This is a genomic window from Saprospiraceae bacterium, assembly GCA_016719615.1.
Taxonomy (GTDB): domain Bacteria; phylum Bacteroidota; class Bacteroidia; order Chitinophagales; family Saprospiraceae; genus Vicinibacter.
Genome location: JADJYQ010000006.1, coordinates 225228 through 252012, shown reverse-complemented (window position 1 = coordinate 252012; position 26785 = coordinate 225228). Strand labels below are relative to the sequence as shown.

Genomic DNA, 26785 nt, shown 5'->3' with positions numbered 1-26785 from the left:
ATATCAATTTCAAATCCTATAAAAAAAAAGCCGGATCATTTTGGATCCGGCCAGCTTCATACCTTTTCATTTTGAGAAAACAGCGCAGTCCTATTGGACTATGCTAATAATTTATAAAGTTCCACTCGATTTGAAATGGCAACAAAGCGATCGATTCCTTTGTAAATTCCATGCCAAGCTCGTGAAAGTTTAGTAAAGGTAGACTCCTTAATGTTACACTTACAAATATTATTGACATTATTTAATATACAAAAAATGGATCATATAAAACTACGTAAGTATCTGCAATTAATAAAAATATAAAATCTTATTCATCGCTATTGAATGTATAAATAATTTAAAAAAACCACGATCTGGTCTTTCGCAGAGAATTTTCTATCTTTCGGCAGATAAAAACAATGGTATGGCAAAATTTTTAAGCAGAAGAGAACTCATTAAAACGATGAGCCTGGCTGCAGGCGCTACCGGTTTTGTAATTCCGGATATTAAAAGTCTTTTAGCGCAAGAGCAACTTTCAATTGATATAATACCCGATAAACCAATCACTGCTATCACCTTGGGTGCGGGAGCAAGGGGAAATGTGTACGGAAATTATGCGATTGCGCATCCGGAGGAGATTCGCATCGTCGGAGTAGCTGAACCCATAGGACTGCGCAATGAGAGATATTCAAAAAAACATCAAATTCCAGCGGAACATAGATTTGTAACCTGGGAACATGTTTTTGACAAGAAAAAATTTGCGGATGCAATTATAATAACAACACCCGATCATTTGCATTATGGTCCATGCATGAAAGCCTTGGAAATGGGCTATGATGTATTGTTGGAAAAACCGATGGCACAAACAGAAAAGGAATGCCGGGATATACTATCAAAAACACAAAAGACAGGAAAGATTGTAGGTTTATGTCATGTCTTGCGATATGCGCCCTACTTTGTCAAATTGAGAGAATTAATGCACAATGGTTCAATTGGCAAACTCATGAGTATGCAACATTTTGAGCCCATTCAGCATGTCCATATGGCGCATTCATTTGTAAGAGGAAACTGGCACAATAGCAAAGCAACAACACCGATTATCATTGCTAAATCCTGTCATGATCTGGATATGATGCGTTGGTTGGTTGGCAAACCTTGCAAACGCGTATCTGCATTTGGAAATTTAAGTTGGTTTAAGCGCGAAAATGCACCAGAGGGAAGTACAATGCGTTGCAACGAAGGATGTTCTATTGAATCTCAATGTCCATATTCAGCGATGAAAATCTACTTGAGAGATCGAAGCTATTTATATGTTTTTGATCTTCCCGAACAAAAAGAATTACATCCTGATGCCATCATGAATTATTTAAAAACTACAAATTACGGGCGTTGCGTTTACCGGATGGAAAACGATCAGTGCGATCACTATGTCATGAACCTCGAATTTGATGGTGGCATTACCGCAAGTTTTAATATGGAAGCTTTTACGTCATATCACGGAAGGCGAACAAGAGTCATGGGAAGTATGGGGGACTTACATGGGGATATGGAAAAATTTATTCATACCGATTTTAGAACCGGAAAAGTCACAACTTGGGATTCTCAATCGTTTGATGATGGTAATTACAGTAAACATGGACATGGCGGCGGCGATGTTAGGTTGATGCAAAACTGGGTGCAGGCGGTCTCGCAACAAAATGCAAGCCTACTTACCTCTACCATTGAAGCATCCATAGAAAGTCATATCATGGGCTTTGCAGCAGAAAGAAGTCGAAAAACTGGGAAAACGATACAGATTAAATTATGATTAGTAATAGGCCTATATACGCGGAACTGAATTTCTTGAGCAGGAATTTATATAAGCTACTAACATATGTTAGTTTATTCGTTTTCCTGGCTTGTCAAGCAACAACTGGCGAAGGTAATAAGTTAAGTGGGGCTTCAACGGAGTTTGAGCATGTCAGTGAACAAATTCTGAAAAATCCGGATATTGATAGTCTGTATGCATGGAGGGCAGATCAGCTTATGCTAAGGGAATCTTATGATTCTGCGATCACGGATTTTCTGAAGGCCTTGTCTATTGATTCGCTAAAAAAGCCAGCTTATTATTTTGGTTTATCACGCGCTTACCTGATGTCGGCCCAATCTAAAATGGCCTCAGATATATTAGATAAAGCACTTGAAAAATTTCCCGAACACATTCCTACTTTGTTGAAAGTTGCAGAAATGAAACTCGTTTTAAAACAATATATGCCGGCACTTGCAATTCTCGATAAAGTTTTTCAAAGGGATCAGCAACATGTGGAAGCCTGGTATTTGTCTGGTCATGTTTTTTATGAAATGGGAGATACCGGGCGAGCAATAAACGCCTACCAAAAATCTGTTGATCTCAATCCGGAATTTCGTAAAGCCTGGATCCAATTAGGAGATGTTTTGACAGAAATTAAAAATGAGCGCGCTCTTGATTATTACGACAATGCTATAAAATTGGATAGTTTAGATCCTCAGGTTTATCATAGTAAGGCCTATGCACTTCTTCGTCTAGGCAAACGGCAAACAGCGGTAAACTTATTTAAAAAATTGGCCATTAACTTTCCTTCTTACGAGCCAGGGATTTATAATCTGGGCTTACTTTACCTTGAATCAGATTCTTTAAGTAAAGCCATTGAGCATTTTGGGATTTGTATTCAACTAAAACCCACTGAACCAAGTTCCTATTTTCAAAGAGCTTTGGCTTATATCCGTAAAGGAGATAAGAATCTGGCAAAAACAGATTTACAAAATGCCTTGAGATTAAATCCGGATTTTGAAGGGGCAAAGCAAGAATTGTCTAAATTGTAAAGCTCCTGAAGTTTATGTTTTTGCTTTCAGCTATTATGAATGGTGGTCGAAATGTTTTGTTAACTGCATTTTAAAGAACAACTTTTAGTTTAATTTTTAGTTAACAATAAGGTATTAGATCACCGAATTATTAAATTTTAAATCCAAATTATGAGCGTATTAAAAGTTATTGAAATAATGTCTTCTTCCAAAAAATCTTGGGAAGATGCAACAGAAATCGGAGTTGCAAAAGCAGCAAAAACCCTAAAAAATATAAAATCAGCTTGGGTTCAGGACCAGTCCGTTTCTATTGAAAAAGGAAAAATAAAAGAATACAGGGTTTCTTTAAAATTGACCTTCGAACTGGATAAATAGCAATTTCCGGTTTAAACCAGAGGGTTTACCAATTTTATTTACTTCGTTTATCTCACTTTTCGGGTATTTTCGAAAAGGCTTACCTTTGCACTTATGCAAATGATAAAAATCCGTTTTCCGGATGGAAGAGAGCAAGATTACTCCAAAGGAGTAACTGCAATAGAGGTGGCACTGTCTATCAGTGAAGGCCTGGCAAGAAATGTATTGTCGGCAAAAGTGAATGGTGAAGTCGTAGATGCTTCGAGACCTATAAATCAGGATGCCAGCCTCCAATTATTGACCTGGAGTGAAAAAGAAGGCAAATCTACTTTTTGGCATAGTTCAGCCCACCTCATGGCAGAAGCATTGGAATCTTTGTTTCCGGGAGTTAAATTCGGCATAGGTCCGCCAATAGAAAATGGATTTTATTACGATATAGACACTGGCGATTATCACCTATCTGCCGCAGACTTACTTTCCATTGAGCAAAAGATGATGGAATTGGCAAGGCAAAACAATGTCTTTTTTCGGGAGGCCATTTCAAAAAAAGATGCAATCGCATATTTTACTGAAAAAGACGATGAGTACAAACTCGAACTGCTTTCCGAATTGCAGGATGGACAAATTACTTTTTATAAACAGGGTGCTTTTACGGATTTATGCAAAGGCCCACACCTTCCTAATACGGGATTTATTAAAGCAGTTAAACTGACAAGTCTGGCAGGAGCTTACTGGCGAGGGGATGAAAAGCGAAAACAACTGACGCGGGTTTATGGCATTACTTTTCCCAAAGCCAAAGAACTTGAAGAATACTTAAAATTGCTGGAAGAGGCCAAAAAAAGAGATCACCGCAAACTGGGTCAGGAACTTGAAATTTTTATGTTTTCCGAAAAGGTGGGAGCCGGATTGCCCATTTGGTTACCAAAAGGAACAGCTTTAAGACAAAGACTTGAAGACTTTCTGAAAGCCGAGCAAATTAAAAGGGGCTATACACCAGTAATTACTCCCCATATCGGGCATAAAAATTTATACATAACCAGCGGTCATTGGGAAAAGTATGGGCAGGACTCCTTTCAGGCGATTCACACGCCCAGAGAAGGGGAGGAGTTTTTATTGAAACCGATGAATTGTCCGCATCATTGCGAGATTTTTGGACATAAACCAAGATCTTATCGGGACTTACCTATTCGGATTGCGGAATTTGGAACGGTGTATCGCTACGAACAAAGTGGAGAATTGCACGGACTAACGCGCGTTAGGTCTTTTACACAGGATGATGCCCACATTTTTTGTACACCCGATCAGGTGAAAGCCGAATTTTTGAATGTTTTGGATTTAACCATGCTGGTTATTCGGAAATTGGGCTTCGAACATTTTACAGCACAGATCTCTTTGCGCGATCCCGAAAACACCGAAAAATATATTGGTTCAGAAGAAAACTGGAATAAAGCCGAGCAAGCCATCATAGATGCCGTCAGTGAGGCCGGACTAGAAACAACCACAGTACTGGGAGAAGCTGCTTTTTATGGTCCAAAACTGGATTTCATGGTACGAGACGCACTAGGTCGCTCATGGCAGCTAGGAACGATTCAGGTCGATTACAATTTGCCGGAACGATTCCAACTAGAATATATTGGTTCAGACAATAGCAAACACCGGCCTGTCATGATTCACCGTGCGCCTTTTGGATCGATGGAACGCTTTATCGGGGTTTTAATGGAGCACTGCGCCGGAAAATTTCCATTGTGGTTGACACCAGAGCAATTTATCATACTACCTGTCAGTGACAAATATTTAGAGTATGCACAAACTGTATTTGACGCACTTGAGGAAGCAGGATTAAGAGGCGGAATGGACAAGCGCCTGGAATCTATAGGTAAGAAAATTCGCGATGCGGAGTTACTAAAGATTCCTTATATGTTGATCATTGGCGAAAAAGAAATTGAAAATAGAAATATTTCTGTAAGGAAACAATCCGCAGGTGATCAAGGCGCCATGGATTTGGAAGCGTTTATTAACGATATCAAATCCCAGCTTTAGGATTTGGATAGGGCATGAATTTATTCGCGCAGATTAAACTTTACCTTGATGGAATCGCAGATGGCCTGCCATTAATGCCTGCCGGAATCGAAGTGCTTTTTCCTTTTCAAAAAGCAGAAGTTCAAAGAATCGTTCATGAATTTTATCAAAAATATTACAACGATACTTCTCTACGTACATTGATATTAGGTATTAATCCTGGTCGGCACGGAGCAGGACTTACAGGCATTCCATTCACGGATTCCAAAAGATTACAATCTGATTGTGGTATATCGACGAATATATCAAGTCATGAAACCTCTTCTGAATTTATATATCACATGATTTCTCGTTATGGCGGGCCATCCCAATTTTATAGAGATTATTTTATCAGTTCCATATCTCCTGTTGGCTTTATCAAGGACGGAAAGAATTTTAATTATTATGATGAAGTAATGTTCACGAATCAGCTGCATCAATATATAGTCTTTCAAATGCAAAGATTGTTGGAATTGCCTTTAAACAGAAAGCAAGTCATATGTTTTGGAGAAGGAAAAAATTATCAATTTCTACTAAAACTGAATTCGGAATATCAATGGTTTGATGAGATTATACCATTAGCGCATCCCAGATTTATCATGCAATATAAACGCAAAGAATTGGGCTCATATACGGATACCTATGTTCTTAAACTAAAGTCCTCAAAGCCTTGTTAACGTATTATTAGTCAATACTTAAAACCACTTAACAGTGGTCAGGTGGAGGATTCATAATTTTACACCGCAAAAAAAATAAATCAAATTAAAATGAAAAAATTAATCGCAATTTTGGCTCCAGTTGTTTTTATCATAGCTTGTAAAAACGTTGAGCAATTCCGTGCCCCGATCGAAGCTTTATCTGCAGATTGGGAAAAAGCTACTACTGCTGTAACAGAAGTTGGTGGCATGATAGGTGCAGCACAAACCTCATTGGCTTCTTTAAAAGATAGCCTTATGGTTGATCCTAAAATGGCTGCAAAAATGAAACCTGAAATGACAGCTACTTTAGACTCATTGAAAAATGCATTCACCGGACAAGTTGATGGCATCAGTGGCTTGGCTTCAGAAGTGACTTCTTTTGCTACTAGCTGGGAAGAAATGTCAAAGAAATTAGCAGGATTAAAAGATGGTCTTGCTGCTGGCAAATTGGAAGGTGACATCATGGCTCAAATAGATGAGCTGAAAACAGCTTCAGTCGATGCTACTTCAAAGGTAGAAGGTTGGGGATCAAAATTAAATGATGCAAAAGCTGCTGCAATGGCTGCGTACGATATGTACAAGCAAAATGCAATGGCTAAGTAAATTGCCCAAATAACTGAAATAGATTTTAAAGGATTTCCTATTTGGGAAGCCTTTTTTTTTTGCCCGTATTCAAATAGCGATAAGCCTGAAAACTTACTAGGCTCGAGTTGTAAGTCTTAAAAAATTAAAAAAGCCCAGATTGCTCGGTCGAAATTAACGCGAAAGTTATTTAGACTTTCATCATGAAACATTTTTGAGAAGTGGACCGTATTAGATGAATTTTTGGCTTGGAATAGCATTCTGATGACTAATAATACTTATTAAAAGCGAATACTGCCGTCTTTCTTATTTCTGGTAAGGCACATCATAGGACCAACTACTGGAGTAAGGAATCGTTTTAGTCACCGTATGTCTCAATTTTCCGGTGAGGTCCCGAAAATTAAATACTTTATTCACCTCTGGAGTCACTTTAGGTAAAGTAACAGGTAGGCCAGGTGGCAAAGCCAGCACTAGACCATCAACATGAACAAATATTTCGACGCCTTCCAGGAGATACTCCAGACTTGAATTAAAGCTAACACTGGAAGCATCGCAGGGCGCAACAAATCGTATGGCCTTAAACTCTTGTTTACTTACATTGCCAAAGATTGTGGCGGGTATATTTTTCGTTTCAACTCGAATGGTGTAATTTCCTGGCAAGGCATTTTTTTTGACTACTTCCGAATGCGCGCCTGCAGTTCCAATGAATTCATTATTTATATATACATCAGCAGATTCCCCGTTTTGTTCAGCAAATTCACCGCCAAGAATAACAGTAATAAATTCATGTGGATCTTCGATAACAGATCCATCCACAGGATCGATACAACCTGAATTCAGAATGATCATGACCGATATAACCAAAGCAAATAATTTGCCTTGATTACGCTTTTGAATCATTTTCATCATCAATTTATTTATCACTTAAAGAATTTAATACTAGAAAAAATCTAGTATATATAACAGGAATTAATTTATAATAGAAATACATTCATGTTTGATTCCAAGACTAAGGTACATTATAAATGGCTATGGCCTTGCATTTGCTAAGATCTGTAACGGTGACGCTGTAAGAACCTTTCCCAAATACGATGGCTATAGATCCGGTACCAAGGCCATGCGACCAATTGTACGTAAAGGGAGCAGTTCCATTTGTCGTCTGCACGGTTAATTGTTCGACAAAATCGTAGGAAATTTCTGCTTTGAACGAATGGCAATTTGTTTTGTCTTCACAGCTATGCGCGGCAGAAATGAAAAAAACAAACAACATTAAAATTTTCACATGAAAGGCTTGCATAAATAAAAGTTTAAAGAAGAATAAAAAATCAAAGCTGGATCTTGGTTTTGTGAGAGCAAATACAAAGTGATGTGATGGTCCCTTAGAAAACCTTTGCAGAGCGCGTTTCTCTACCAGGTAAAAATAATGAAAATTCCGGCGCCAACTTAAATAGAAATTCGTTATCTGTTACAAGGAGCGATAACAAGCACGGCAAATCGATGATTTGTCCATTTTAGGAAACTGAATAACGATCAATTTTACTTAAGTTGGAAGACGTTCAACTATATAACTTTACTTCTTAAGAAGCTTGGATGTATCATTTTATCTGGGGCATTTGCCTATCCATTTTTTTAAGTGGTTGGTGCAAATGAGGCCGGGATATAGGATCGTTCAAACGATAATTGATGAAGTCGAAACCAAACATCATGGTCTAGTAAAATGACATCATACGACACTCGCCAAACTCTTCTTCACAAATGCATGCAAAGATTCACCCTGCAACATTTGTTGGTCTAATAACGCTAATTTAAACAGATAATCAGCCAGTTCATTTTGCGAGGCTTCACTTTCTAGCGATAAAAGCTTTTGTGCGATGGCAGGATGGTTGCTGTTGACCACGCATTCGTAGTGGTTGAGAAACGGATTTTCCTCGCCATCATTTTTCATGGTCTGCATCATATATTGCATTTCAGACATACGGCGCATAAATTCAGGTTTCACAATCAAAACGGGAGGCGCTTCTGGAGACAAGGGTTTTAGCAAAGTTTTACCGGACTTGTTTTCCGGCAGAGCTTTAAATAAATCTTCGATCTTTTTTTGTTCGGTTTCAGATAATACGGATTCTGGTTGTTCTTCTTTTTCGATTAAATGGTGAATGGTATCCGAATCAATTCTTTTAAATTGAACGTCAGCCTTCATCTCCAGGGTTTGTATGAAATGGTTATCAAGTATATTATTCATGACCAGCACGTCATAACTGTGTTCTCTTGCATTTTGGATAAAACCAAAATGGGCTTTCGGATCATGAGTATAAAGCACAACCAGTTTACCATTTTTATCTTTTTGAATTGCTGCTATTTTTTCTTTATACTCGTCAATGGTGAAATATTCTTTCTCCGTATTTTGTAACAAGCTTGAAGGAAGCGCTTTCTCTGCAAATTTTTCATCAGAGATTAAGCCGTATTTGATAAAAGTACTGATGTCGTTCCATTTGGATTCGAAATCTTTGCGATCCTTTTTGAAGAGATCGCCTAGTTTTTCAGCAACTTTTTTGGTGATGTATCCCGATATTTTGCGGACATGCGCATCGGCTTGTAAATAGCTACGGGACACATTAAGTGGGATATCAGGCGAATCAATCACACCATGTAGCAACATTAAATACTCAGGGACAATTTCTTTGACGTCATCAGTAACAAAAACCTGATTGCAATAGAGATGTATTTTATTCTTTTGAACCTCAATGTTGTTTTTGATTTTTGGAAAATACAAAATACCAGTTAGATTAAATGGATAATCAATATTGAGATGGATCCAAAACAAGGGCTCTTCACTGTAAGGGTACAATTCATTATAAAAAGAAGTGTAAGCCTCATCACTTATTTCGCTAGGAGTTTTTTTCCAAAGCGGGTGAGTGTTATTGATTGTTCGTGGAACTTCAATTTCTTTTTCTTCCGCTCCTACTTTAATTTTTTCTTTTTGAGTTCCAAATACTATCGGCACAGGGAGAAACTTGCAATATTTGTTGAGCAAAGTCTCAATTTTATGGGTCTCGAGATATTCAAGACAATCGTCTGCGAGATGCAACACAACATCTGTTCCTCTTTCCTGCTTTTCAAAGGGCTCAATCGTAAATTCGGTATCACCTTTACATGACCAGCGCACAGACTTTGTCCCTTCTCTACATGATTTTGAACACACGTCAACTTGATTAGCTACCATAAATGCAGAATAAAAGCCAAGTCCAAAATGACCAATAATATTAGCCTCGCCTTTATATTTCGTGATGAATTCTTCGGCAGAACTAAAAGCTAATTGATTCAGGTATTTTTCCATTTCAGCTTCATCCATTCCTACTCCGCGATCGCGAATGGTTAAGGTTTTGGCTTCTGCGTCAAGTAAGACTTCAATATCTAGCGGCCCTAATTCCCCTTTGATTTCACCCAGGGATGAAAGTGTTTTGAGTTTAGTGGTGGCATCCACAGCATTGGAGATGAGCTCCCGAAGAAATATTTCCTGTTCAGAATACAAGAACTTCTTAATGATGGGAAAAATATTTTCTGTTTGAACTGAGATTTTACCGCTACGCATATTTCTATATGTTTTGCTGGTCCCATGCAAAAGGATGTGCCATCCGAAATTATATGACAAAATGGCTGAAAATCCTGAAAATAATGGCTTTTTTCAAGGTTCAAATTCTTAAATTATCATATTATTGAAATTTAAAAGCGATCAGGTAACACCAACCTGTAAGCCGTCTGAAGTTGAATTTCGAATTTAAATTAAATAGAACGCAAAGAGCGAATTTGAAATAGATCAAGATATATAAATATAGTGTATACCTATTTTAATTTTCATAAGCATACATATTGCTTCATTATACAGCTAAATAAAATTGAATATAAAAACAAGTACAAAGTTAAATCATTGATAATCAATTATATATATTTATATGATTTTCAAAACATCCTAAATATTCAAATATTTTTACATTTCTAAGCAGTTTGGCAAGGTTTATGCTTTATGAATAGTGCCTGGGAAACCGGGTGCGTACCCAAGAAATTGGTACGGGACAATTTTTGAGATCGGTTTGCTGGGGGGTATAAACCGATCTCTTTTTTTTTGATAAAATTTGGCAGCTTTTTGTCCATTTAAGAGATACCCTCAAGAACGTTTCATCACTATTTTCAAAAAAGTTTAATCACAACTAACAAGTGTTAGTAAATTTATTCTGTTTTACAGAAATATCTAAAAATTTGCTTTTTCAATTTGCCGGACGTCTTTCTTAAAATGTAATAACCATTCGATAAGCCCTCAAGTGGGATATGCATTTGTGCATGATCTATAGTAATCTGAATTAGACATTTTCCTGCAATATCCAGGATATCTAATTGTTCAAATTCAGTGTTTTTAAAATGCGGAAGCAGAATTTCAAGAGAATTGCGAAGTGGATTTGGCCAGATTTGCATCTCTTTATCTTGAGCTTCAGAATCCGTCAAAGCGCTTGTCTCTAGGCTTGCTTTGTATAGGTTACCACCCAGCCGAATGGTATTGTTGTATTCATCCGTAAAATACCAGTGGGCATTGGATCCCGCAAATACGGCTTCTTTCTGTGTGTAACTTGGCAATATAATTTCACGAACGCGGCCTTTAAAAAACTGACTGCCCTCAAATTGATCAAAGAACCACATGCGATCATGTGATAGTAAAACCAACTCTTTGGCCAAGGGCTGTATTGCCGCTGCGGTGACCCAGTAGAACAACATGGGTCCGTTACCCGTCTTAAAGGAATCTATCGGAAAGAGCGTATAGCTGCCTGCCTGATCCGGCAAGCGATATTGATATGTTAAACCCGTAAAGGGGTCTGTTCTGTTTTTGGAGAATAAATGTAAACTGTCATGATACCAAATCATCGCTTCCATGTCAAAATTTCTAGTGGCTGCATTTGGAGGAAATGCAGACTGGTCACCATATGTAAATTGAATGATTTCAGGAATGATGCTATCAGTTGTTAGTTGCTCCACATTTCGAAGAATATAGATTTGTAAATCTTTCCTGTTATTATTGTTATTTCCAAAGTCTCCAAGAAATAAATTGCCATTCGTATCTGCTGTAATTTCCTCCCAATCTCTTTTGGGAACACCTGTTATTTTTAGAATTTTTAGAATATTGCAGTTCACATCAATTTCATAAATTTCAGCCGGACTATTATTATCGGCATGAGTCCAGAATGTTTGCCCATCATTGAGACTGGTCAAACCAGAACTGCTTTCCAATCGCGTGTCCAATTTACAGAGTTGACTCCAACTCAGGTTTTGGGCGAGTAAAGAAGTAGAAAACAAAAATGTTAAGAAAATAATGAAGGTTTTCAACAGTAATTCTTTTATTGGACTCACCTAACAAAGATACAATGCTTTAGATGGGATGCTTTGAAATTATTTATTTGGAGATTAAATGCAAAAATGCAATCTGGAAACATCAAAGATGAGTTGTAAAAATGAATATCATGGTGAGCGAACCTGCAACTATTTCAGAGGCTCGTAAATTCAAATTGCGAAAAGAATCTGTAATTTTTGGAGAATAATTTTTCCCAAAAATTTAGTAGTGTTAAATGCTGATATTGCTTCTCAATTTGTAGGGTTATCAGTCAATTTTCTCTTATCTTTCGGCACTAAATTAGAAAAAATGATCTCTTTAAAAAGTCTTTGCATTGTTGCCTTGTGTTTTTCATTTTTAAGCCCAGGATTTACACAAAAACAAAAATCTAAAACCACAATTTCTACAGTTGCTAAAGACACGATAGATCCGGGTCTTTTATCTGCTTTTAAATTCAGAAGCCTTGGCCCGGCGATAGCTTCCGGAAGAATTTCCGATCTCGCGGTCAATCCTAAAAACATTTCAGAATATTATGTCGCAGTCGCATCAGGGGGTGTGTGGAAAACCAACAATAGGGGAGTCACCTTTGAACCGGTATTTGATAACGAGGGTTCTTATTCTATTGGATGTATTGCTTTAGACCCTCTTAATCCAAAGGTAGTTTGGTTAGGTACAGGTGAAAATAACAATCAACGCAGTGTGGCATATGGCGATGGTGTTTATAAGTCAGAGGACGGTGGAAAATCCTGGAAAAATATGGGTCTAAAAAACTCGGAACACATTGCTCGAATAGACATACATCCCACGAACCCGGATATCGTTTATGTTGCAGCTTACGGGCCGCTTTGGACCTCAGGCGGCGAAAGAGGAATTTATAAGACGACAGATGGTGGAAAGACTTGGAAACAGGTACTTCAGATCAGCGAACACACCGGGTGCAATGAAGTGATGATCGATCCCAGATATCCAGATATTGTTTATGCAGCAGCGCATCAAAGACAACGCAAAGTTTTTGCATACATTGGCGGGGGCCCGGAATCTGCTTTGTATAAAAGTACTGATGGCGGAAACACCTGGTCGAAGATGATGAAAGGTATGCCGTCAGGAGATATCGGAAGAATCGGACTCAATTATTTTCCGGCAAATCCCGATGTACTCTATGCTGTGGTTGAAGCCGCAGAAGGCAAAGGCGGCGTTTACAAAAGTAATGATCGGGGCGCCAGTTGGGAAAAAAGAGGTTCATACTCTACGTCTGGTAACTATTATCAAAAAATTTATTGCGACCCGAAAGATGAACAAAAAATATTCGTGATCAATACTTACATGGGAGTAAGTAGGGATGGAGGTAAGACCTTTTCAATTTTTAGTGAAAAAAATAAACACATTGACAATCATGTTATTTGGATAGATCCGCAAAATACAGACCACACACTGGTGGGTTGTGATGGCGGACTTTATGAATCATACGACGACGGCCAAAATTGGCATTTTAAACCTAACATTCCGGTTACTCAGTTTTACAAAGTTTCAACAGATAATGCATTTCCGTTTTATCATATTCATGGCGGTACGCAAGACAATTTTAGTATTGGTGGTCCTTCACGCACAACTAGCGTTAATGGAATTGTAAATTCTGATTGGTATTTTACAAGTATTGGTGATGGATTTGAAACCCAAGTCGATCCTACTGATCCAAATATAATTTATGCTCAATCTCAATACGGGGGCTTAATCCGTTACGACCGTAGAAGTGGAGAATTTTTAGACATCAAACCAACTGAAATGCAAGGTGACGCTGCATTTCGATGGAATTGGGATGCTCCTTTAGTGATATCCGCATTTGACCATAAGCGATTGTATTTCGGGGCCAATAAAGTTTTTCGTTCTGATGATCGTGGAAATTCCTGGAAAGCAATCAGCGGGGATTTATCAAGACAGGAAGATCGCAACCAATGGAAATTGATGGGCAAACTTTGGAGCGTAGATGCTATCGCAAAAAATGGATCAACAGATATTTTTGGTAACCTAACTTCTTTGGCTGAAAGCACCCTAGATCAGAATATTTTATGGGCAGGCACAGATGATGGTTTGATTTATATTTCCAGAAATGGTGGTAGCGAATGGACGAAATTCGACCAATTGCCCGGTGTGCCCGAAAGATCTTATGTGCATCAAATCATAGCTTCCCGTTTTGATAAAAATACAGCTTATGTCTGTTTTAACCACCATCGATATGGAGACTTCAAACCCTATGTTTTGAAAACAATAGATGGCGGCAAAACATGGACGCCGATTCATGGAAATCTTCCGGAAAGAGGTTCCGTTTATTCAATAGCTGAAGATCATGTGAAACAGGAACTTTTATTTGCAGGTACGGAGTTTGGAGTTTTTTGTACCCTCGATGGAGGCAAACAATGGATTCCATTAAAATCAGGATTGCCAACAATTGCCGTAAGAGATATTGAAATTCAAAGAAGAGAAAATGACCTGGTTTTGGGAACTTTTAGCAGAGGATTTTATGTGTTGGATAAATACGCAGAACTCAGAAATATCACAAAGCCTGAATTGGAAAAAGAAATGATTTTGTTTCCAATCAAAAATGCATGGATGTATATTGAATCCATACCACTGGGTGTTCGTGGAAAAGGATTTCAGGGGGAAAGTTATTATACTACGAGTAATCCAAAACCGGAAGCTATTTTTCAATATCATTTAAAAGATAATATTAAAACGCCAAAAGATAAAAGACGCGAACGCGAAAAGGAATTGGCAAAACAAGGAAAAGATATTCTTTACCCAAGTCTGGATTCTCTGAAAATCGAAGACGAACAAGAGTCCCCGCATTTGTTATTTACCATAAGAGATGCTTCGGGTCAAACCGTTCGAAAACTCAAAGCCCCGGCTTCCAAGGGAATCGGAAACATAAGCTGGGATTTGCGTTATGCTTCTTTTGGGCCCATTGATTTTTCCACCTTTGATGAGTCCTTTGTTTTTAGCTCTAAAGAAAGTGGCTTTCAAGTTGTTCCTGGAATGTATACTGTGAGTATGGCAAAATATGAAGATGGAATCTATACCGACATGAATCAACAGCAGAAATTTGAATTGATTCCTTTACAAACCGCAAGCTTACCAGCAACAGATAAACAAGCCTTAAATGCTTTTTCTAATAAAGTCGGCGAGCTCAGAAAATGGGTAAGTACCGCGGATGCATTACACGATGAATTAAATCAAAAACTTAAATTTATGAAGCAAGCCCTGATCGATGCTCCGCAACTTGAATTGGAATGGTCTTCTGAATTGCGCAACATCCAAAAAGGCTTATTTGATATTAAAAAACGTATGGATGGTGACGCAACCAGAGCAAAACGAGAATTTGAAACCTTGCCTTCTATCAACGGCCGTGTGAGTCAAATCATTTATGGATTGTGGTCAACCAGTTCAGCTCCAACCAAGACGTTTGAAGATTCGTATGTTATCGCTTTTAATCAAATGAAAGTCGTACAAAAAGATATTATGGAATTAGATCAACGCATCCAGAAATTAGAAGTTAAACTTGATCAGGCAAGAGTTCCTTATACTCCTGGCAGAAAACCATTACCTCCTTCGAAATAAGCTTAATTTTTTATTTAGAATTGGAATCATTTCGTCGGTAAATCAACATTCGTTCTTGTATTGAATGAAATAAGGAATAGTCTTTGAGCAATCTTTTTTGCATCTCAATATCCTGATCAGATATACTCCATACAATATAGTCAGGATGTTTGGCCAGTATGTTTTCTATTTCCAAGATGCCATTCAATTGCAGGGTATTGCGATGTTTTTCATTCCAGAGTAAACTTGAGTGGATATAAGGACTGGGACTTTCCTTGTCCAAAAGGAAGTAGAGAATGTGATGTGCATTCGAAGTATAAATCTCATCTGTGGCCTTTATATGATTTTGCAATACCTTTAAAGTTTCCCGAAGCATTTCGGGTTTCTTTATAAAACCAGTATAATGCTCAAATAGCAGCGCTAATAGCATAAAAGCAAGAATAAATTTTAATTTAAAAGAAGTAAAAAATTTAAAAATATTGAATCCCGGAACAGTATTAAAATATTTTCCGGCGACAATACAACAAACGGGAAAGATTTGGATATAATAATGCTCATAATATTTTCCCGGAATTAGAATAATGCACAAATCTAAAATTATCCAAAAGATTAGAAACAAACTCATGGCATCTGAACGAAATTCTTGTGAGCGAATGTAAAGAATCATGAGAATAGTAATCGGAAAGAAGCGTAGAAAAAAGTCGCCAAAAAATAAAATCAATTGAATAGGCTTAAATGAGGAAGTATAGTTTCCGGTGACCCTAAAAGTATAATACAAAAATTCATCAAGTGCATCATTTTGAGTATAATAATAGAGCACACTTCCAGAGCATATTAAAAAACCAATGGAAATATACAGGATGCGGCCAAATATAAATTTGAGAAATTGTTTTTCGCGGACGGCTGTAACAGATAGGAATAACAAAAGAGCTGTAAGGTCTGCAGCCGCCACATATTTAATATGAAAAGCGATTCCAATGCTGATACCTGCAAAGACATTTAAAAATCTTTTGTCATAAATCAATAATAGATAAATGGCCAGCAGGTTAAATAAATTGAAATAAATTTCCGTATTAGGACTAATACCCCAACGCTTAAATAAAGATAACATGAAGATATAAAAGCAACCACTGAGTATGGCAGTAGTTTTGTTTGAGTTCCATTTTAACTGCAATTGGTAAATGAGTAAAGAAGAAATGGCAAGGACCACACAAGCAATGATTCGGGACGCTACTATCGACTTTCCAAAAACTTTTAGAATTACTCCATAAATCCAGAAGATACCAATTGGTTTTGTGTCTATAACATCAACCAGGTATATTTTTCCATTGTTGAGCGCATCCGCAATAACAAGGTAAGTAGATTCATCATGATCCAAAACTAAAGGGTAAAAACTAAAAACGCGAAGAACTAAAGCAAATGCCAGGAAAAGAAAAAAGACCATCAGATGATTCCTGGGGAATAATAACATTTATAACAATTTGGTTTAAAGATAGATGCTGAAGCGGAATGCACAAAATATATTCAGGAGATGTACATTGAACCAACTTATTAAGAACTGGCCGATTAAACCGGTAGACTGATTTTATAAGATGCGAAGATTGTTAAAATTCTTGCGTTTTGTCAAACCAGCATACATAATAAAAGATTATGACTAAACCCAAAGAGTATAAACGGTTTGAAATATTAATATTGACGTAATGTAAATATTACTAAGTAAGAATCGAGGATTTTACCAGGATTCAAATTTATTATTGGTCATAATTTACAAAAAAAAATCCGGAGTAGAGTACCCCGGATTGTGCGAAACTTTGGTTATTAAACTATGCTATGGAACAAAATTAATAAAGATCTATTTATTTCACTATTATTTTTTGAGTAAGGACTTTTTCTCCCTGAGTTACTTTTAAAATCAGAGTGCCTTTTGCGTTTTCAATTTCAATTTCTTTGTTATATGTACCATCAAATGATTCAATCTTTTCTTTGTAAATTTCTTTGCCATTTAGATCTAATACTTCAATAGTTGTTGGTTCCTTTTTACCTTCAAAAGAAATTTTCATTTGACCGTTATTGGGATTCGGACTACCAGTTAAAACTTCAACGTTTAAGGAGCGCCCTTCTTCTGATTCTCTAATGATTTCTAACTCAGCTTTACCTCCTTTATCGATATCTTCAATTTCTTTTATGACTTCATTCCCGGCGCCATCTTTTTTGATAATTATGACCTTATTTTCATTGGAAGCACCATCTTTATCCTTAATGATGCGGATTTTTTTAATTCCTTCTCCGTCTTTGAAAATTGTCAATTTATCCTCTTTGCATTTTTTGTCATTTCCGGGTTTGCAACACACTACTTTGGATTGTTTAGTTGTAGGGCACATAACTTTAGAAATAACTTCTTCTTTCCTTTCCTGCAAAACTGCAGTCGCAGATTTTTCTTTAGTTGATCGTAAATATTTGAGTTTTACTTTTTCTCCGGGACTTTTTTGGGATAATACCTCAATAACAGACTCCACATTTTTGGTTTCTTTACCGGCAACAGATATGATGATATCTCCAATTTGTAATCCTATTTTCTCAGCGGCAGATCCTTCAAAGATTTCTATGACCTGAGCTCCGTTAGATCCATCGACATTTTCAAGTTGTACACCCAATACAGCTTTATTTGGAGACGCTGCTTTTTGAGAGTCATTCCAAACTGCCATATGATCAGGTTCAAAATCAAACACATTTAACTCCTTTTTATGCATTGTAGAATCACCATCATGATGCATAAAGATTCTCATTTTCTTTTTTCCATTCTTTAGAGATTCTATATCAAGTTCCTTAAAGTCCTTGTCATTCCACTCAAAACCTTCTAAGTCCATTTGTTTTAGTTGGGACAAGTCGAAAGTATCGGTGCTTTCTGAAGTAGTCTCTACCCCATTTTCATTTTCTATTGTGATCTTTTTTACAATCACCTTTGTTGTTGATTTGTTTTCAGGATTTTCCTGAGCCACAAGTAACACCGCACATAATGCGGGGAGAAGAATACTTAATAATATTTTTTTCATCATTCAATAATTTTAATTTGATTTAATTTGTTTGGTTTCCTCTTTCATTAGAGGATGCGGAATCTGGCGAATTAACTTCTGATGTAGAAACCCTAGAAGTTTCAGTCCTCAATAGAATGACAGCTTTTGGTGTTTTTGGTTGAAAGCTTTTACCTTGTTTTGAAATAATCCAAGCACCATCACCTTCTATTGTTGATAAAGAATCAAGTTTTATTTCTGATTGGGTATAAACAACAATTTCTTTTGGTGCTTCTTTAGTTATTGCAATAGTAACTATTTCTTGATTGACATCATTTATTGATATTTCTTCTAAGTTGGTCAGACGCTCCTTTGTTAATTTTAATGATTGTTTTTTAGATAAGCTGGTATTTACGCTTTTTAAAGCTATCCTGCTTTCTTTTAACAATGGCCTGGAATTCTTTACATATGATGTTGCATTGTTGATACCTGATTTTGAATTTTGAGGGTCGTCTATTTGATAGGAAATGGAATATAGTTGAACAAATCCTTGGTTAGTAGGATTACTTGATACTTTAGATTGTTGTAATCCACAAAAAAGCAAACAAGACAAGGCAACATACAAACTCAATGCATTTTCTTTATATTGATTTTGGGTCTTAATATTGAGAACAGATTCGATGCGTCTGCGCAACTGATTTCTTTGTTTAAAAAATGGAATGGTGAACAAAGGAATCATTCCGGTTTGCTCTTCAACTTTTAATATAAGTTTTGCATAAACTAAAGGCGATTGAACATATTTGTTGGCAGAAAGGTCTGCTTGCAATTCGCGGTCTAATTTGATATGGTTAATTAAAATATGAACAGCAGGATTAAAATAGAAGATCATTTCTGAAACCTGCACAAATAAATTAATCCAATGATCTTTGCTACGGATATGCGAAAACTCATGAGCAAGAATACACTCAATTTCTTTGGGTTCTAATCTATTAACCCATGCAGTGGGTATTATAACAATGGGTTTTAATACACCGGTCAGAAATGCTGAACTTATTCGGTCGCTATGCATTAATAAAACATTCTTTCCAATGTTAAAATGGACTTTAATACGACTAAAATTATCCAACCATTCATGCTGTTGGATGTATTGCGCGTTCCGAATAATTTTTTTCAAGAAAAGATGGCTTAAAACAAATCTTATAAAAAAAATGAAAGCACCTAAGACCCACGAACTAAATAGCCAAAAGACAAGCGATTGGTCTAATTTCAAGATCATATTCCCTCCAAAAGGCAATGTTAGTTGCTGAGGAGCAACAGAATAATTAATAAAATTTCCAAAGCACATCAAGACGATACTGAGTAAGCCCGTAAGAGACAAAAAATATTGAATTTGAGGCAGTGGTTTAAAAATTTGTTTAACCAACCAAAGCGCAATGACTACAATTGATCCTTGCCATAAGGAATCTATAAGTGTATGTACAATGGCTTCCTGCAAAAGGCTAGTATCAAGGGGTAGTGATTCCATAGCTATTGTTTATTTTCCATTTCTTGAATGAGCTTTTTCAAATCTTTTATTTCGTCGGGGCTGGCTTTATAATTGCCTAGCGCCTGAACGACCATTTCCATTGGCGAACCTTCAAAAACCTGATCTATCATGTTTTTAAGAAAACTCTTTTGAACCTGACTTTCTTTAATAACTGCAGTATAAAGATGAATTTTACCGGCAGACTCTCTTTCTACCAGTCCTTTCTCAAACATGATTTGTAACATTTTTAAGCTGGTTGTATAACCTACTTCTTTTTTTTCATTCATGCAGGAATTCACTTGTTTTACAGAGCAAGGGCCTATTTTCCATAAAATTTGAAGAATATCCAGTTCTCCTTCCGTTGGCTTAAATTCTAGTTTAGACATGGTCAAATCTTTAAAATTTGATGAACAAATTTGATTATTATTGACCAAATCTACGAAGTGTTTCGTAATATTTAATATAATTTTAACAAAAATGATAAGATCTGCATTTATAAGCGGTTCGACAGCTTATTTTGGGGCTTTATGGCTATGCTTCCAACGTCTGTGAGTCCAAAGCCATATCCCCGGATATGAAACAATGGCCTGTTCGAGGGCGCGGGCATATCTTTCTGTAATCTGATGTTCCGGAATAGATTCCTCGCCATCCCATAATAATTCAAATTCTACTCGGTAATATCCACGAGTCGTTTTTTGAATTTTTGGAAAAAATACCGCATTATTATTGCGGCGTGCTATGGCTTCTGTACCGATAATGAAAGCAGTATTCCGGTTAATATGCCATAGACTGGCTTGGATATTGGAAATGGAAGCGATATCAACCATTCCCAATTGCCGAGATGTGCCGCATATATGGTAATACTTTTGTCGTGTTTTAAAAAGGCGGTAAGCAATTCTGGATTTGCATAGTAAAAACGAAGTTTAAATTCTTCTTTTGAAAGCGTGGCCAACTTTAGTGTTTCGAGGATTAAATCGCAAAAGTGCTTATAAAATTCTTTTGCTGTAAAATGAATTTCTTTATTCGTTTTATTCGGAAAAGCGCGTTTCAAATTTTCAAAAACGACCTTTCTGCGATAACGCAACAAGTAAAATATGATAAAGTAAAATGTATTCGAGATTAAATAAAGGACCCAAAAGGGCAACCAAGAAAATATATAGAATGGAATAAATTTTAAGATTTGCAGATTTTTCATCGGCTTGTGAACATATTTTTAAAACTCAAAAGTACAACCAAAGGAAAGGATCATTCCATAATTTGATCACTCCTTTATTCAGGATACCATAAATCATTGGCGAACACTCAATTTTTCCATGCACCAGATGTCATTGCTATAAATGAATTGAGTTTCTAACAAATTGTTAGGATCTTGACCGCCATATTTTCCACCCGTCATAAATACTTTGTTCTTGAACACACAAACAGCTGCCCCACCCCGAGGCGACCATTCTGTTTTCTGTTGAATCCAATTTATTCCATCCTTAGAGTGCAAGACTTCACTATGAAATTTACCGGATCTACTACAGCCGATGAGCCAAATCTGTTGATCAAAAATAAGAGGAGAATAACCATAAATATTCGTTGCAATAGTGTCGCAAATCTTTGTCCAATGCAATCCATCTGAAGATGACCATACATCCTCCGCCAACTTAAGTATTTTGTCCTTGAAATGTAAAAAATAGGATCCTTCATGCCGACCAAGATTTGTACTGTCTGCAACTTTATTCCAGACAATACCATCTGAACTATTCCATACATCCTCATATTTTTTATGTTCATCTGAACCACCTAGAATCCAGATTTTATTTTGAAACACAAATGGATGATAAAAAACCTTTTTGGAAGATTGCTATTAATGGCTAAAATTTCCCAACTCTTAAAATCCCGACTCCTTGCAATTTGTGGACGCATTTGATATTGTTCTATATTCCCTTTAAAATTACCTAATGCATAAATGGCATTGTTGAAATAGACGTAATCCAAAAAGGCCTGATTTCCTATGATATCTGTTAATCCGGTATTTGTCCAGTTTTTACCATCTGTAGATGCAAATGCACCATCAGGATGTATAACATATAAAGTATCCCTATGTGCGAACATTTGAAAATTATAGGATTTCCGAAACTTTGCTTCCTTTAAAACCAATTGCCAGCTGTAAAGCGAATCATTGATTTTCACATCTGCATCCTTGTCCAAAGCTTTGTTTGTACCGTTGCATGCAAAAAACAATAAGCAATAGCTCGTCAGGCTAATTAATAAATTCTGGAATGAACACAAATTTTTGAAAAAATTTAATTTATTGAGAGTGAACTTAAAGCTTTTTATAGAAATATTTATTTAAATGAGCAGCCTGTTTTTAATTTATTAATTGGAATGATTGCATCATTAAAATAGTAAGCTCCATTCGCAACTATAAAAGGACTAAAAGTAAATTAGTATCATCTTTTTAGGATTGGCAGTTAATTATCCCAATCAATATTTTCTCTACCATTCCTTTTTAATAAATCATTATAATAATTTTTAGTGGCTTCCGCACGCGCTTCAATTGAATTCCAGACTTTTTCTTTAGGAGAATAAACTTTTTCCTGCCACCATTCTGGATGCGTGAGTACCTGAATTCTCTTATGTTTATGGCTTTCCAGCACTTCTTCCAATCTTTTGTGCCGCCAATACCCATTTGAATCGGAACAATAATCAACTTGCGTTTTAAAATATTCGGAGTATGTATTTATCAATCCTGAAAAATGCGAATTTTCACATTGTAAATCAAAAGACGAGGGATTGTGAAATGAAAAGGTATCAATTTCTTGCCCAAAAATATTTTGCAGAAATAATGATTCTTTTTGCAAACATTTTTCCAATTGCATTACCGAATTTATTTGGTAATATGAACTATCAAAATGTAATTGTATGTGGTGACCTAAATCAAGTATCTTAAAAACAAGTTCGGTATTGCTTTTTTCCAGTAAGTTATAAAATTCTGAATGTAATAATAGAAAATAATGAGCTTTTATTCCATGCTTATGTTCGAGTTGGGCCAACTGATAAGCAGATGTGATGGACATATCCAAATCGTGCCGCCAAACTGCAAAATGATCAGATCCTATGGCTTCTTTATAATCCACAATGGGATAATGAGACTTTACCAGTTTGAGAAGTTTTTCATACGCACTGAGCGTGAAATCCGTAAAATTATATTTTATAGAATTGTTTTGCATAATTGCCGTATACGAAAGCCTAAAGATAAAGGATGAAATTTAATAGTTTTCAAATTTGAAGGATACTTTAAGCAAATTGAATAGCATCTAATTTGTCAAACCATTGGTCGAGTAAATCAAAATCACAGATTCCGGTTTGTCTTTCAAAACCGGGATGAATGACAAATCCAATATATTTATTGTTTCTTGTCGGTGCATCTGATAAATCCATTTCCAAAAAAGCGTTTTGCACTTCCATTGAATGGCCTTGTTTATCCAGTATATGAAAATATTTGTTTTCTAAAAACGGAGTCTCACCTGAATTTAAAGGATTCAATTCTGCTTGGCCTAGATAAAAGACTAGCTGTTCAGTATGATAATATCCATCAAGTGCTTCCAAGCCGGAAACATTAAAAGCAGTATTCAGAATACCAATGAGTTTGGGTCCTGCCAGCCATTCTCTTAATTGAAATATTAAAGTTTGCGATTTCTGAAGATTCTCAGCGTCTATCGGAATTCCAATGTAATCTGCTTCCCTTGCTGCTAAATATCGGGCGATGCTTAAATCTTCCACCGGAAAAGCGAAGACCTGATAAGTTTTGGTTTTAATCATCAGTGCTTTGGATTTTCATGAATTTTAAATTGGAATGTTTTGCGATGATATTTGCATAAACCGAATTGTTCTATAGCGATTCGGTGAGCAATCGTGGGATAACCTTTATTTTGATTCCAAAGATACTCAGGGAACTCTGTATGGATTTCTTCCATGTACAGATCACGGGATGTTTTGGCCAAAATGGAAGCGGCGGCAATACTCTGATATTTTCCATCGCCTTTTACAAAACAATATTGTTCGTAAGGCAAATCGGGGAGTTTTATATGGCCGTCAACAAGTACGCAACTTGGCTCTTTATCTAATTTATGCACCGCTTCAGCCATTGCTTTTAAAGAGGCTCTCAGAATATTGGTTGCATCAATGACATCGGCGCTGACTTGAATGACAGACCAACAGACAGCCTTTTCTTTGATTTCCGATGCAAGCGCTAAACGTGTAGGCGCATTTAATTTTTTGCTGTCGTTTATACCTTTAATAGGCTTTTCTGGGTCCAACATGACGGCAGCAGCAAAAACCGGACCTGCCATACAACCTCTACCTGCTTCGTCGCAGCCCACTTCATATAAAATATTTTTATAATATGTTTCGAGTTTCACCACCAAATTTGCTTATTTTTTTATAGTTTTGCACGTCGCAAAGTAAGAAAATATGCGTTTTTGTTTAGTTCCTGTTCTGGTTCTGATTTTTAATTTATGGTCCGACCTCTCTGCTCAATCCAAATGGCAGGCAGCTTCGGTATTACTTGAAGGTAAACCACTTTCCGATTTACTTTCTACCGGAATTGCATTTGATCATGGTCATTATCATCCGGGGGAATCCTTTTCCGGTGATTTCACAGAGGAAGAATTGGCCAAGATTCAAAAAGCCGGATTTAAAATTGAAAAATCCCATTATCATACCCTTAACACTCGTTCTGCTCCCAATCAATGTGGCGATGAAGACATAACAGAACCCGAATATGTTTTACCCACCAACTATCCTTATGGATCTATGAATGGATTTCCAACCTTGAGTGAGATTTACGAATCGCTTGAATTGATGGAGGCTCTTTATCCAAATCTTATCACCGTTAAACAAATCATTGGAGATTTCAGAACTTTCGAAGGAAACCGAATTTATTCCGTAAAAATTTCAGATAATCCTTACTTGGATGAAGACGAACCAGAAGTATTATATACAGCCCTCCATCATGCCAGAGAGCCGGCCGGAATGACCCAGATGCTCTATTTTATGTGGTATATTCTTGAAAACTATAATCGGATGCCCAGATTCGCAATCTGGTGAACCAACGCGAATTATTTTTTATACCCTGTATAAATCCAGACGGATATTTATATAATGAAAATATTGCCCCAGGCGGAGGTGGGTTTTGGCGTAAGAATAGAAATCCAAATTTAGATGATGTAGGTACAGACCTGAATAGAAATTATGGCTATGGCTGGGCTTATAATAATTCCGGTTCTAGTCCGGCAGGAACTTCCGATGTTTTTAGGGGGGAACTTGCTTTTTCAGAAATAGAAACCCAAGCCATTAAGCATTTCTGTGAAAATCATCATATTTCAATAGCACTTAACTATCATAGTCATGGTGACTTACTTATCATTCCATGGGGTTATTTGAATCAGGCTACGGAAGATTCTTTACTTTATTATAGGATGGCCTATGATATGACGCGGTATAATAAATTTCAGGTAGGTACTTCCAACGAAACATTGAATTATTCTGTGAATGGCGTTTCAGATGATTGGATGTATGGAGAACGCAACACAAAAAATAAAATATTTGCATTCACTCCTGAAGTAGGTTATGCTTTTTGGCCAAACCGGAAAGACATTTATGAAATAAACCATTCTGTTCAGTACATGAATTTTATGGCAGCTTGGAATGCCGGTAGCGCAGCACATATTTCTGAAACAAGTTCTGTTTCCGTTTCTAAGGATACTGCGTATCTCGATTTGGAAATCTTTCGCACAGGTGTTCAACAAAGTAATATTCTTGTTCATTTAAGTTCCACTCAGCCTGGTCTTCGATTCCTTGAAAATGATTTGACATTTTTAATAGGCCCCGGCGAAACCACTAACCGTAAAGTAGCCTATGTTTTAGAATCCTTGCCTAAGCGCGGAGATTCTCTGAATTTTTCGATTAAATTGACCACAGATTTTTTTACAGAAACCATCAACAAACGAAAAATATATATTGGATCCGCTAATTGGTTTGAAAATTTTGAGAATCAAAATAACTGGTTTCATAAGGGTGATAAGGCCTGGAATCTTACAACAGAGGCTTTTGTAACTGCACCTCATTCATTGACCGATAGTCCAAATGGACCCATGGATCCAAATATTTTGAAAATACAACAATATACGAATGCGATTGATCTGACAAATGCACAATATGCATATCTGCGTTTTAATGGAAAATGGCAAATGGATTATGAAACAGATTTTGCTCAAATTAAAATTTCCGAAAATGGCCAGGATTTTAAAGCACTTTGTGGCTATTACACGGTCAACGGAACTTTGTCGCAAGCTTTTGATGAACCCGTTTATTGTGGTGTTCAAAACAATTGGGTTTCTGAATGGATTGACCTGAATGAATATGTGGGCAAACAAATCTATTTGCAATGTTATATGTCGGCAGGGCAAAATTTAACATCTAACGATGGCATTTATTTAGATGATTTTGAAATTTTCACAAACATCGCAACACAAGGGACAGACCTTGAAGGAAAATGGACGCTCAACATTTTTCCGCAACCCAATCAGGGACACTTTAATTTGCGCTTAAATGATGAAGCAGAACTTGAACATGCAATTTTTATTTTAACAAATACTTCCGGCCAGACTACACAACTTTTTCCTAACATAGAAAAAGGAAAAGCTGTATTTAATGTTGCAGATTTTAAAGCCGGAATTTATGTCTTGTCAGTCATTCCTAAAAACGGAATCCTGAAACAACATAAGCTCGTAATACACTGATC

Annotated in this window: 24 protein-coding genes; 9 read left to right on the top strand and 15 right to left on the bottom strand. The window is 36.6% G+C overall.

Annotated elements, in window-relative coordinates; genetic code table 11:
- Positions 1–403: 403 nt before the first annotated feature.
- From IPM92_13675 to IPM92_13650, 6 genes are all read left to right on the top strand, one after another.
- Positions 404–1786, top strand: a complete 1383-nt coding sequence (locus IPM92_13675) for a Gfo/Idh/MocA family oxidoreductase (GenBank protein ID MBK9109380.1) — start codon at positions 404–406, stop codon at positions 1784–1786.
- Positions 1787–1821: 35 nt separating this feature from the next.
- The gene (locus tag IPM92_13670) at positions 1822–2820 is read left to right on the top strand and encodes a tetratricopeptide repeat protein (GenBank protein MBK9109379.1); all 999 of its coding nucleotides are present in this window, start codon (positions 1822–1824) and stop codon (positions 2818–2820) included.
- Between the two features lie 150 nt (positions 2821–2970).
- Entirely contained in the window at positions 2971–3174 is a 204-nt protein-coding gene (locus IPM92_13665) for a dodecin domain-containing protein (protein MBK9109378.1), read from the top strand.
- Between the two features lie 99 nt (positions 3175–3273).
- The gene (gene thrS / locus IPM92_13660; GenBank protein ID MBK9109377.1) at positions 3274–5193 is read left to right on the top strand and encodes a threonine--tRNA ligase; all 1920 of its coding nucleotides are present in this window, start codon (positions 3274–3276) and stop codon (positions 5191–5193) included.
- 14 nt (positions 5194–5207) lie between these two features.
- The gene (locus IPM92_13655; GenBank protein ID MBK9109376.1) at positions 5208–5888 is read left to right on the top strand and encodes a DUF4918 family protein; all 681 of its coding nucleotides are present in this window, start codon (positions 5208–5210) and stop codon (positions 5886–5888) included.
- Positions 5889–5978: 90 nt separating this feature from the next.
- Positions 5979–6512: a hypothetical protein gene (locus IPM92_13650; protein MBK9109375.1), complete on the top strand. Its 534-nt coding sequence runs from the start codon at positions 5979–5981 to the stop codon at positions 6510–6512.
- Between the two features lie 285 nt (positions 6513–6797).
- On the opposite strand, the gene IPM92_13645 is transcribed toward IPM92_13650, so the two are convergent.
- The 4 genes from IPM92_13645 to IPM92_13630 form a co-directional block, all read right to left on the bottom strand.
- Positions 6798–7391: a hypothetical protein gene (locus IPM92_13645; GenBank protein MBK9109374.1), complete on the bottom strand. Its 594-nt coding sequence runs from the start codon at positions 7389–7391 to the stop codon at positions 6798–6800.
- 109 nt (positions 7392–7500) lie between these two features.
- On the bottom strand, positions 7501–7788 hold the full coding sequence (locus IPM92_13640; protein ID MBK9109373.1) for a hypothetical protein: 288 nt from the start codon (positions 7786–7788) through the stop codon (positions 7501–7503).
- A 426-nt stretch (positions 7789–8214) separates the two neighbouring features.
- Positions 8215–10080 (bottom strand): molecular chaperone HtpG, encoded by a 1866-nt coding sequence (gene htpG, locus IPM92_13635; protein ID MBK9109372.1) that lies wholly within the window; start codon positions 10078–10080, stop codon positions 8215–8217.
- Between the two features lie 635 nt (positions 10081–10715).
- A complete protein-coding gene (locus IPM92_13630; protein MBK9109371.1) occupies positions 10716–11861 on the bottom strand; it encodes a T9SS type A sorting domain-containing protein in 1146 nt (381 codons plus the stop codon).
- Positions 11862–12174: 313 nt separating this feature from the next.
- Here IPM92_13630 and IPM92_13625 point away from each other — a divergent pair, with 313 nt between their 5' ends.
- The gene (locus IPM92_13625; protein ID MBK9109370.1) at positions 12175–15477 is read left to right on the top strand and encodes a glycosyl hydrolase; all 3303 of its coding nucleotides are present in this window, start codon (positions 12175–12177) and stop codon (positions 15475–15477) included.
- 10 nt (positions 15478–15487) lie between these two features.
- Here the strand turns inward: IPM92_13625 and IPM92_13620 are convergent, their stop codons facing one another.
- From IPM92_13620 to IPM92_13570, 11 genes are all read right to left on the bottom strand, one after another.
- A complete protein-coding gene (locus IPM92_13620; protein ID MBK9109369.1) occupies positions 15488–16927 on the bottom strand; it encodes a glycosyltransferase family 39 protein in 1440 nt (479 codons plus the stop codon).
- Positions 16928–17312: 385 nt separating this feature from the next.
- Complete coding sequence (locus IPM92_13615; protein ID MBK9109368.1) at positions 17313–18509, bottom strand: PDZ domain-containing protein; 1197 nt, start codon at positions 18507–18509, stop codon at positions 17313–17315.
- A 22-nt stretch (positions 18510–18531) separates the two neighbouring features.
- Complete coding sequence (locus tag IPM92_13610) at positions 18532–19992, bottom strand: M56 family metallopeptidase (GenBank protein MBK9109367.1); 1461 nt, start codon at positions 19990–19992, stop codon at positions 18532–18534.
- A gap of 2 nt (positions 19993–19994) precedes the next feature.
- On the bottom strand, positions 19995–20378 hold the full coding sequence (locus tag IPM92_13605; GenBank protein ID MBK9109366.1) for a BlaI/MecI/CopY family transcriptional regulator: 384 nt from the start codon (positions 20376–20378) through the stop codon (positions 19995–19997).
- Positions 20379–20504: 126 nt separating this feature from the next.
- Positions 20505–20819, bottom strand: coding sequence for a hypothetical protein (locus tag IPM92_13600; GenBank protein ID MBK9109365.1), 315 nt, complete (start codon positions 20817–20819; stop codon positions 20505–20507).
- The gene (locus IPM92_13595; protein ID MBK9109364.1) at positions 20729–21187 is read right to left on the bottom strand and encodes a hypothetical protein; all 459 of its coding nucleotides are present in this window, start codon (positions 21185–21187) and stop codon (positions 20729–20731) included. The genes IPM92_13600 and IPM92_13595 overlap by 91 nt, the downstream gene beginning before the upstream one ends.
- Before the next feature lie 93 nt (positions 21188–21280).
- Complete coding sequence (locus IPM92_13590) at positions 21281–21808, bottom strand: hypothetical protein (GenBank protein MBK9109363.1); 528 nt, start codon at positions 21806–21808, stop codon at positions 21281–21283.
- Positions 21781–22188: a hypothetical protein gene (locus IPM92_13585; GenBank protein ID MBK9109362.1), complete on the bottom strand. Its 408-nt coding sequence runs from the start codon at positions 22186–22188 to the stop codon at positions 21781–21783. Before IPM92_13585 ends, IPM92_13590 begins: the two co-directional genes overlap by 28 nt.
- A gap of 263 nt (positions 22189–22451) precedes the next feature.
- On the bottom strand, positions 22452–23210 hold the full coding sequence (locus IPM92_13580) for a hypothetical protein (GenBank protein ID MBK9109361.1): 759 nt from the start codon (positions 23208–23210) through the stop codon (positions 22452–22454).
- A 67-nt stretch (positions 23211–23277) separates the two neighbouring features.
- Entirely contained in the window at positions 23278–23802 is a 525-nt protein-coding gene (locus IPM92_13575; protein ID MBK9109360.1) for a hypothetical protein, read from the bottom strand.
- Positions 23802–24332, bottom strand: a complete 531-nt coding sequence (locus IPM92_13570) for a ribonuclease HII (GenBank protein ID MBK9109359.1) — start codon at positions 24330–24332, stop codon at positions 23802–23804. Before IPM92_13570 ends, IPM92_13575 begins: the two co-directional genes overlap by 1 nt.
- Positions 24333–24453: 121 nt before the next feature.
- Here IPM92_13570 and IPM92_13565 point away from each other — a divergent pair, with 121 nt between their 5' ends.
- Together IPM92_13565 and IPM92_13560 are read left to right on the top strand one after the other, a co-directional pair.
- On the top strand, positions 24454–25089 hold the full coding sequence (locus IPM92_13565; GenBank protein ID MBK9109358.1) for a hypothetical protein: 636 nt from the start codon (positions 24454–24456) through the stop codon (positions 25087–25089).
- Entirely contained in the window at positions 25086–26783 is a 1698-nt protein-coding gene (locus tag IPM92_13560) for an immune inhibitor A (protein MBK9109357.1), read from the top strand. The genes IPM92_13565 and IPM92_13560 overlap by 4 nt, the downstream gene beginning before the upstream one ends.
- Positions 26784–26785 lie beyond the last annotated feature (2 nt).

What these genes read in the sequence shown, in the direction of transcription:
- IPM92_13620 (MBK9109369.1), bottom strand. Translation starts at nt 16,927, where the DNA reads ATGTTATTATTCCCCAGGAATCATCTGATGGTCTTTTTTCTTTTCCTG.
- IPM92_13625 (MBK9109370.1), top strand. Translation starts at nt 12,175, where the DNA reads ATGATCTCTTTAAAAAGTCTTTGCATTGTTGCCTTGTGTTTTTCATTT.
- IPM92_13580 (MBK9109361.1), bottom strand. Translation starts at nt 23,210, where the DNA reads ATGCAAAACAATTCTATAAAATATAATTTTACGGATTTCACGCTCAGT.
- IPM92_13645 (MBK9109374.1), bottom strand. Translation starts at nt 7,391, where the DNA reads ATGATTCAAAAGCGTAATCAAGGCAAATTATTTGCTTTGGTTATATCG.
- IPM92_13640 (MBK9109373.1), bottom strand. Translation starts at nt 7,788, where the DNA reads ATGCAAGCCTTTCATGTGAAAATTTTAATGTTGTTTGTTTTTTTCATT.
- IPM92_13605 (MBK9109366.1), bottom strand. Translation starts at nt 20,378, where the DNA reads ATGTCTAAACTAGAATTTAAGCCAACGGAAGGAGAACTGGATATTCTT.
- IPM92_13610 (MBK9109367.1), bottom strand. Translation starts at nt 19,992, where the DNA reads ATGGAATCACTACCCCTTGATACTAGCCTTTTGCAGGAAGCCATTGTA.
- IPM92_13665 (MBK9109378.1), top strand. Translation starts at nt 2,971, where the DNA reads ATGAGCGTATTAAAAGTTATTGAAATAATGTCTTCTTCCAAAAAATCT.
- IPM92_13570 (MBK9109359.1), bottom strand. Translation starts at nt 24,332, where the DNA reads ATGGCAGGTCCGGTTTTTGCTGCTGCCGTCATGTTGGACCCAGAAAAG.
- IPM92_13595 (MBK9109364.1), bottom strand. Translation starts at nt 21,187, where the DNA reads ATGAAAAATCTGCAAATCTTAAAATTTATTCCATTCTATATATTTTCT.
- IPM92_13575 (MBK9109360.1), bottom strand. Translation starts at nt 23,802, where the DNA reads ATGATTAAAACCAAAACTTATCAGGTCTTCGCTTTTCCGGTGGAAGAT.
- IPM92_13615 (MBK9109368.1), bottom strand. Translation starts at nt 18,509, where the DNA reads ATGAAAAAAATATTATTAAGTATTCTTCTCCCCGCATTATGTGCGGTG.
- thrS (MBK9109377.1), top strand. Translation starts at nt 3,274, where the DNA reads ATGATAAAAATCCGTTTTCCGGATGGAAGAGAGCAAGATTACTCCAAA.
- IPM92_13650 (MBK9109375.1), top strand. Translation starts at nt 5,979, where the DNA reads ATGAAAAAATTAATCGCAATTTTGGCTCCAGTTGTTTTTATCATAGCT.
- htpG (MBK9109372.1), bottom strand. Translation starts at nt 10,080, where the DNA reads ATGCGTAGCGGTAAAATCTCAGTTCAAACAGAAAATATTTTTCCCATC.
- IPM92_13600 (MBK9109365.1), bottom strand. Translation starts at nt 20,819, where the DNA reads ATGGTTGATATCGCTTCCATTTCCAATATCCAAGCCAGTCTATGGCAT.
- IPM92_13565 (MBK9109358.1), top strand. Translation starts at nt 24,454, where the DNA reads ATGCGTTTTTGTTTAGTTCCTGTTCTGGTTCTGATTTTTAATTTATGG.
- IPM92_13675 (MBK9109380.1), top strand. Translation starts at nt 404, where the DNA reads ATGGCAAAATTTTTAAGCAGAAGAGAACTCATTAAAACGATGAGCCTG.
- IPM92_13655 (MBK9109376.1), top strand. Translation starts at nt 5,208, where the DNA reads ATGAATTTATTCGCGCAGATTAAACTTTACCTTGATGGAATCGCAGAT.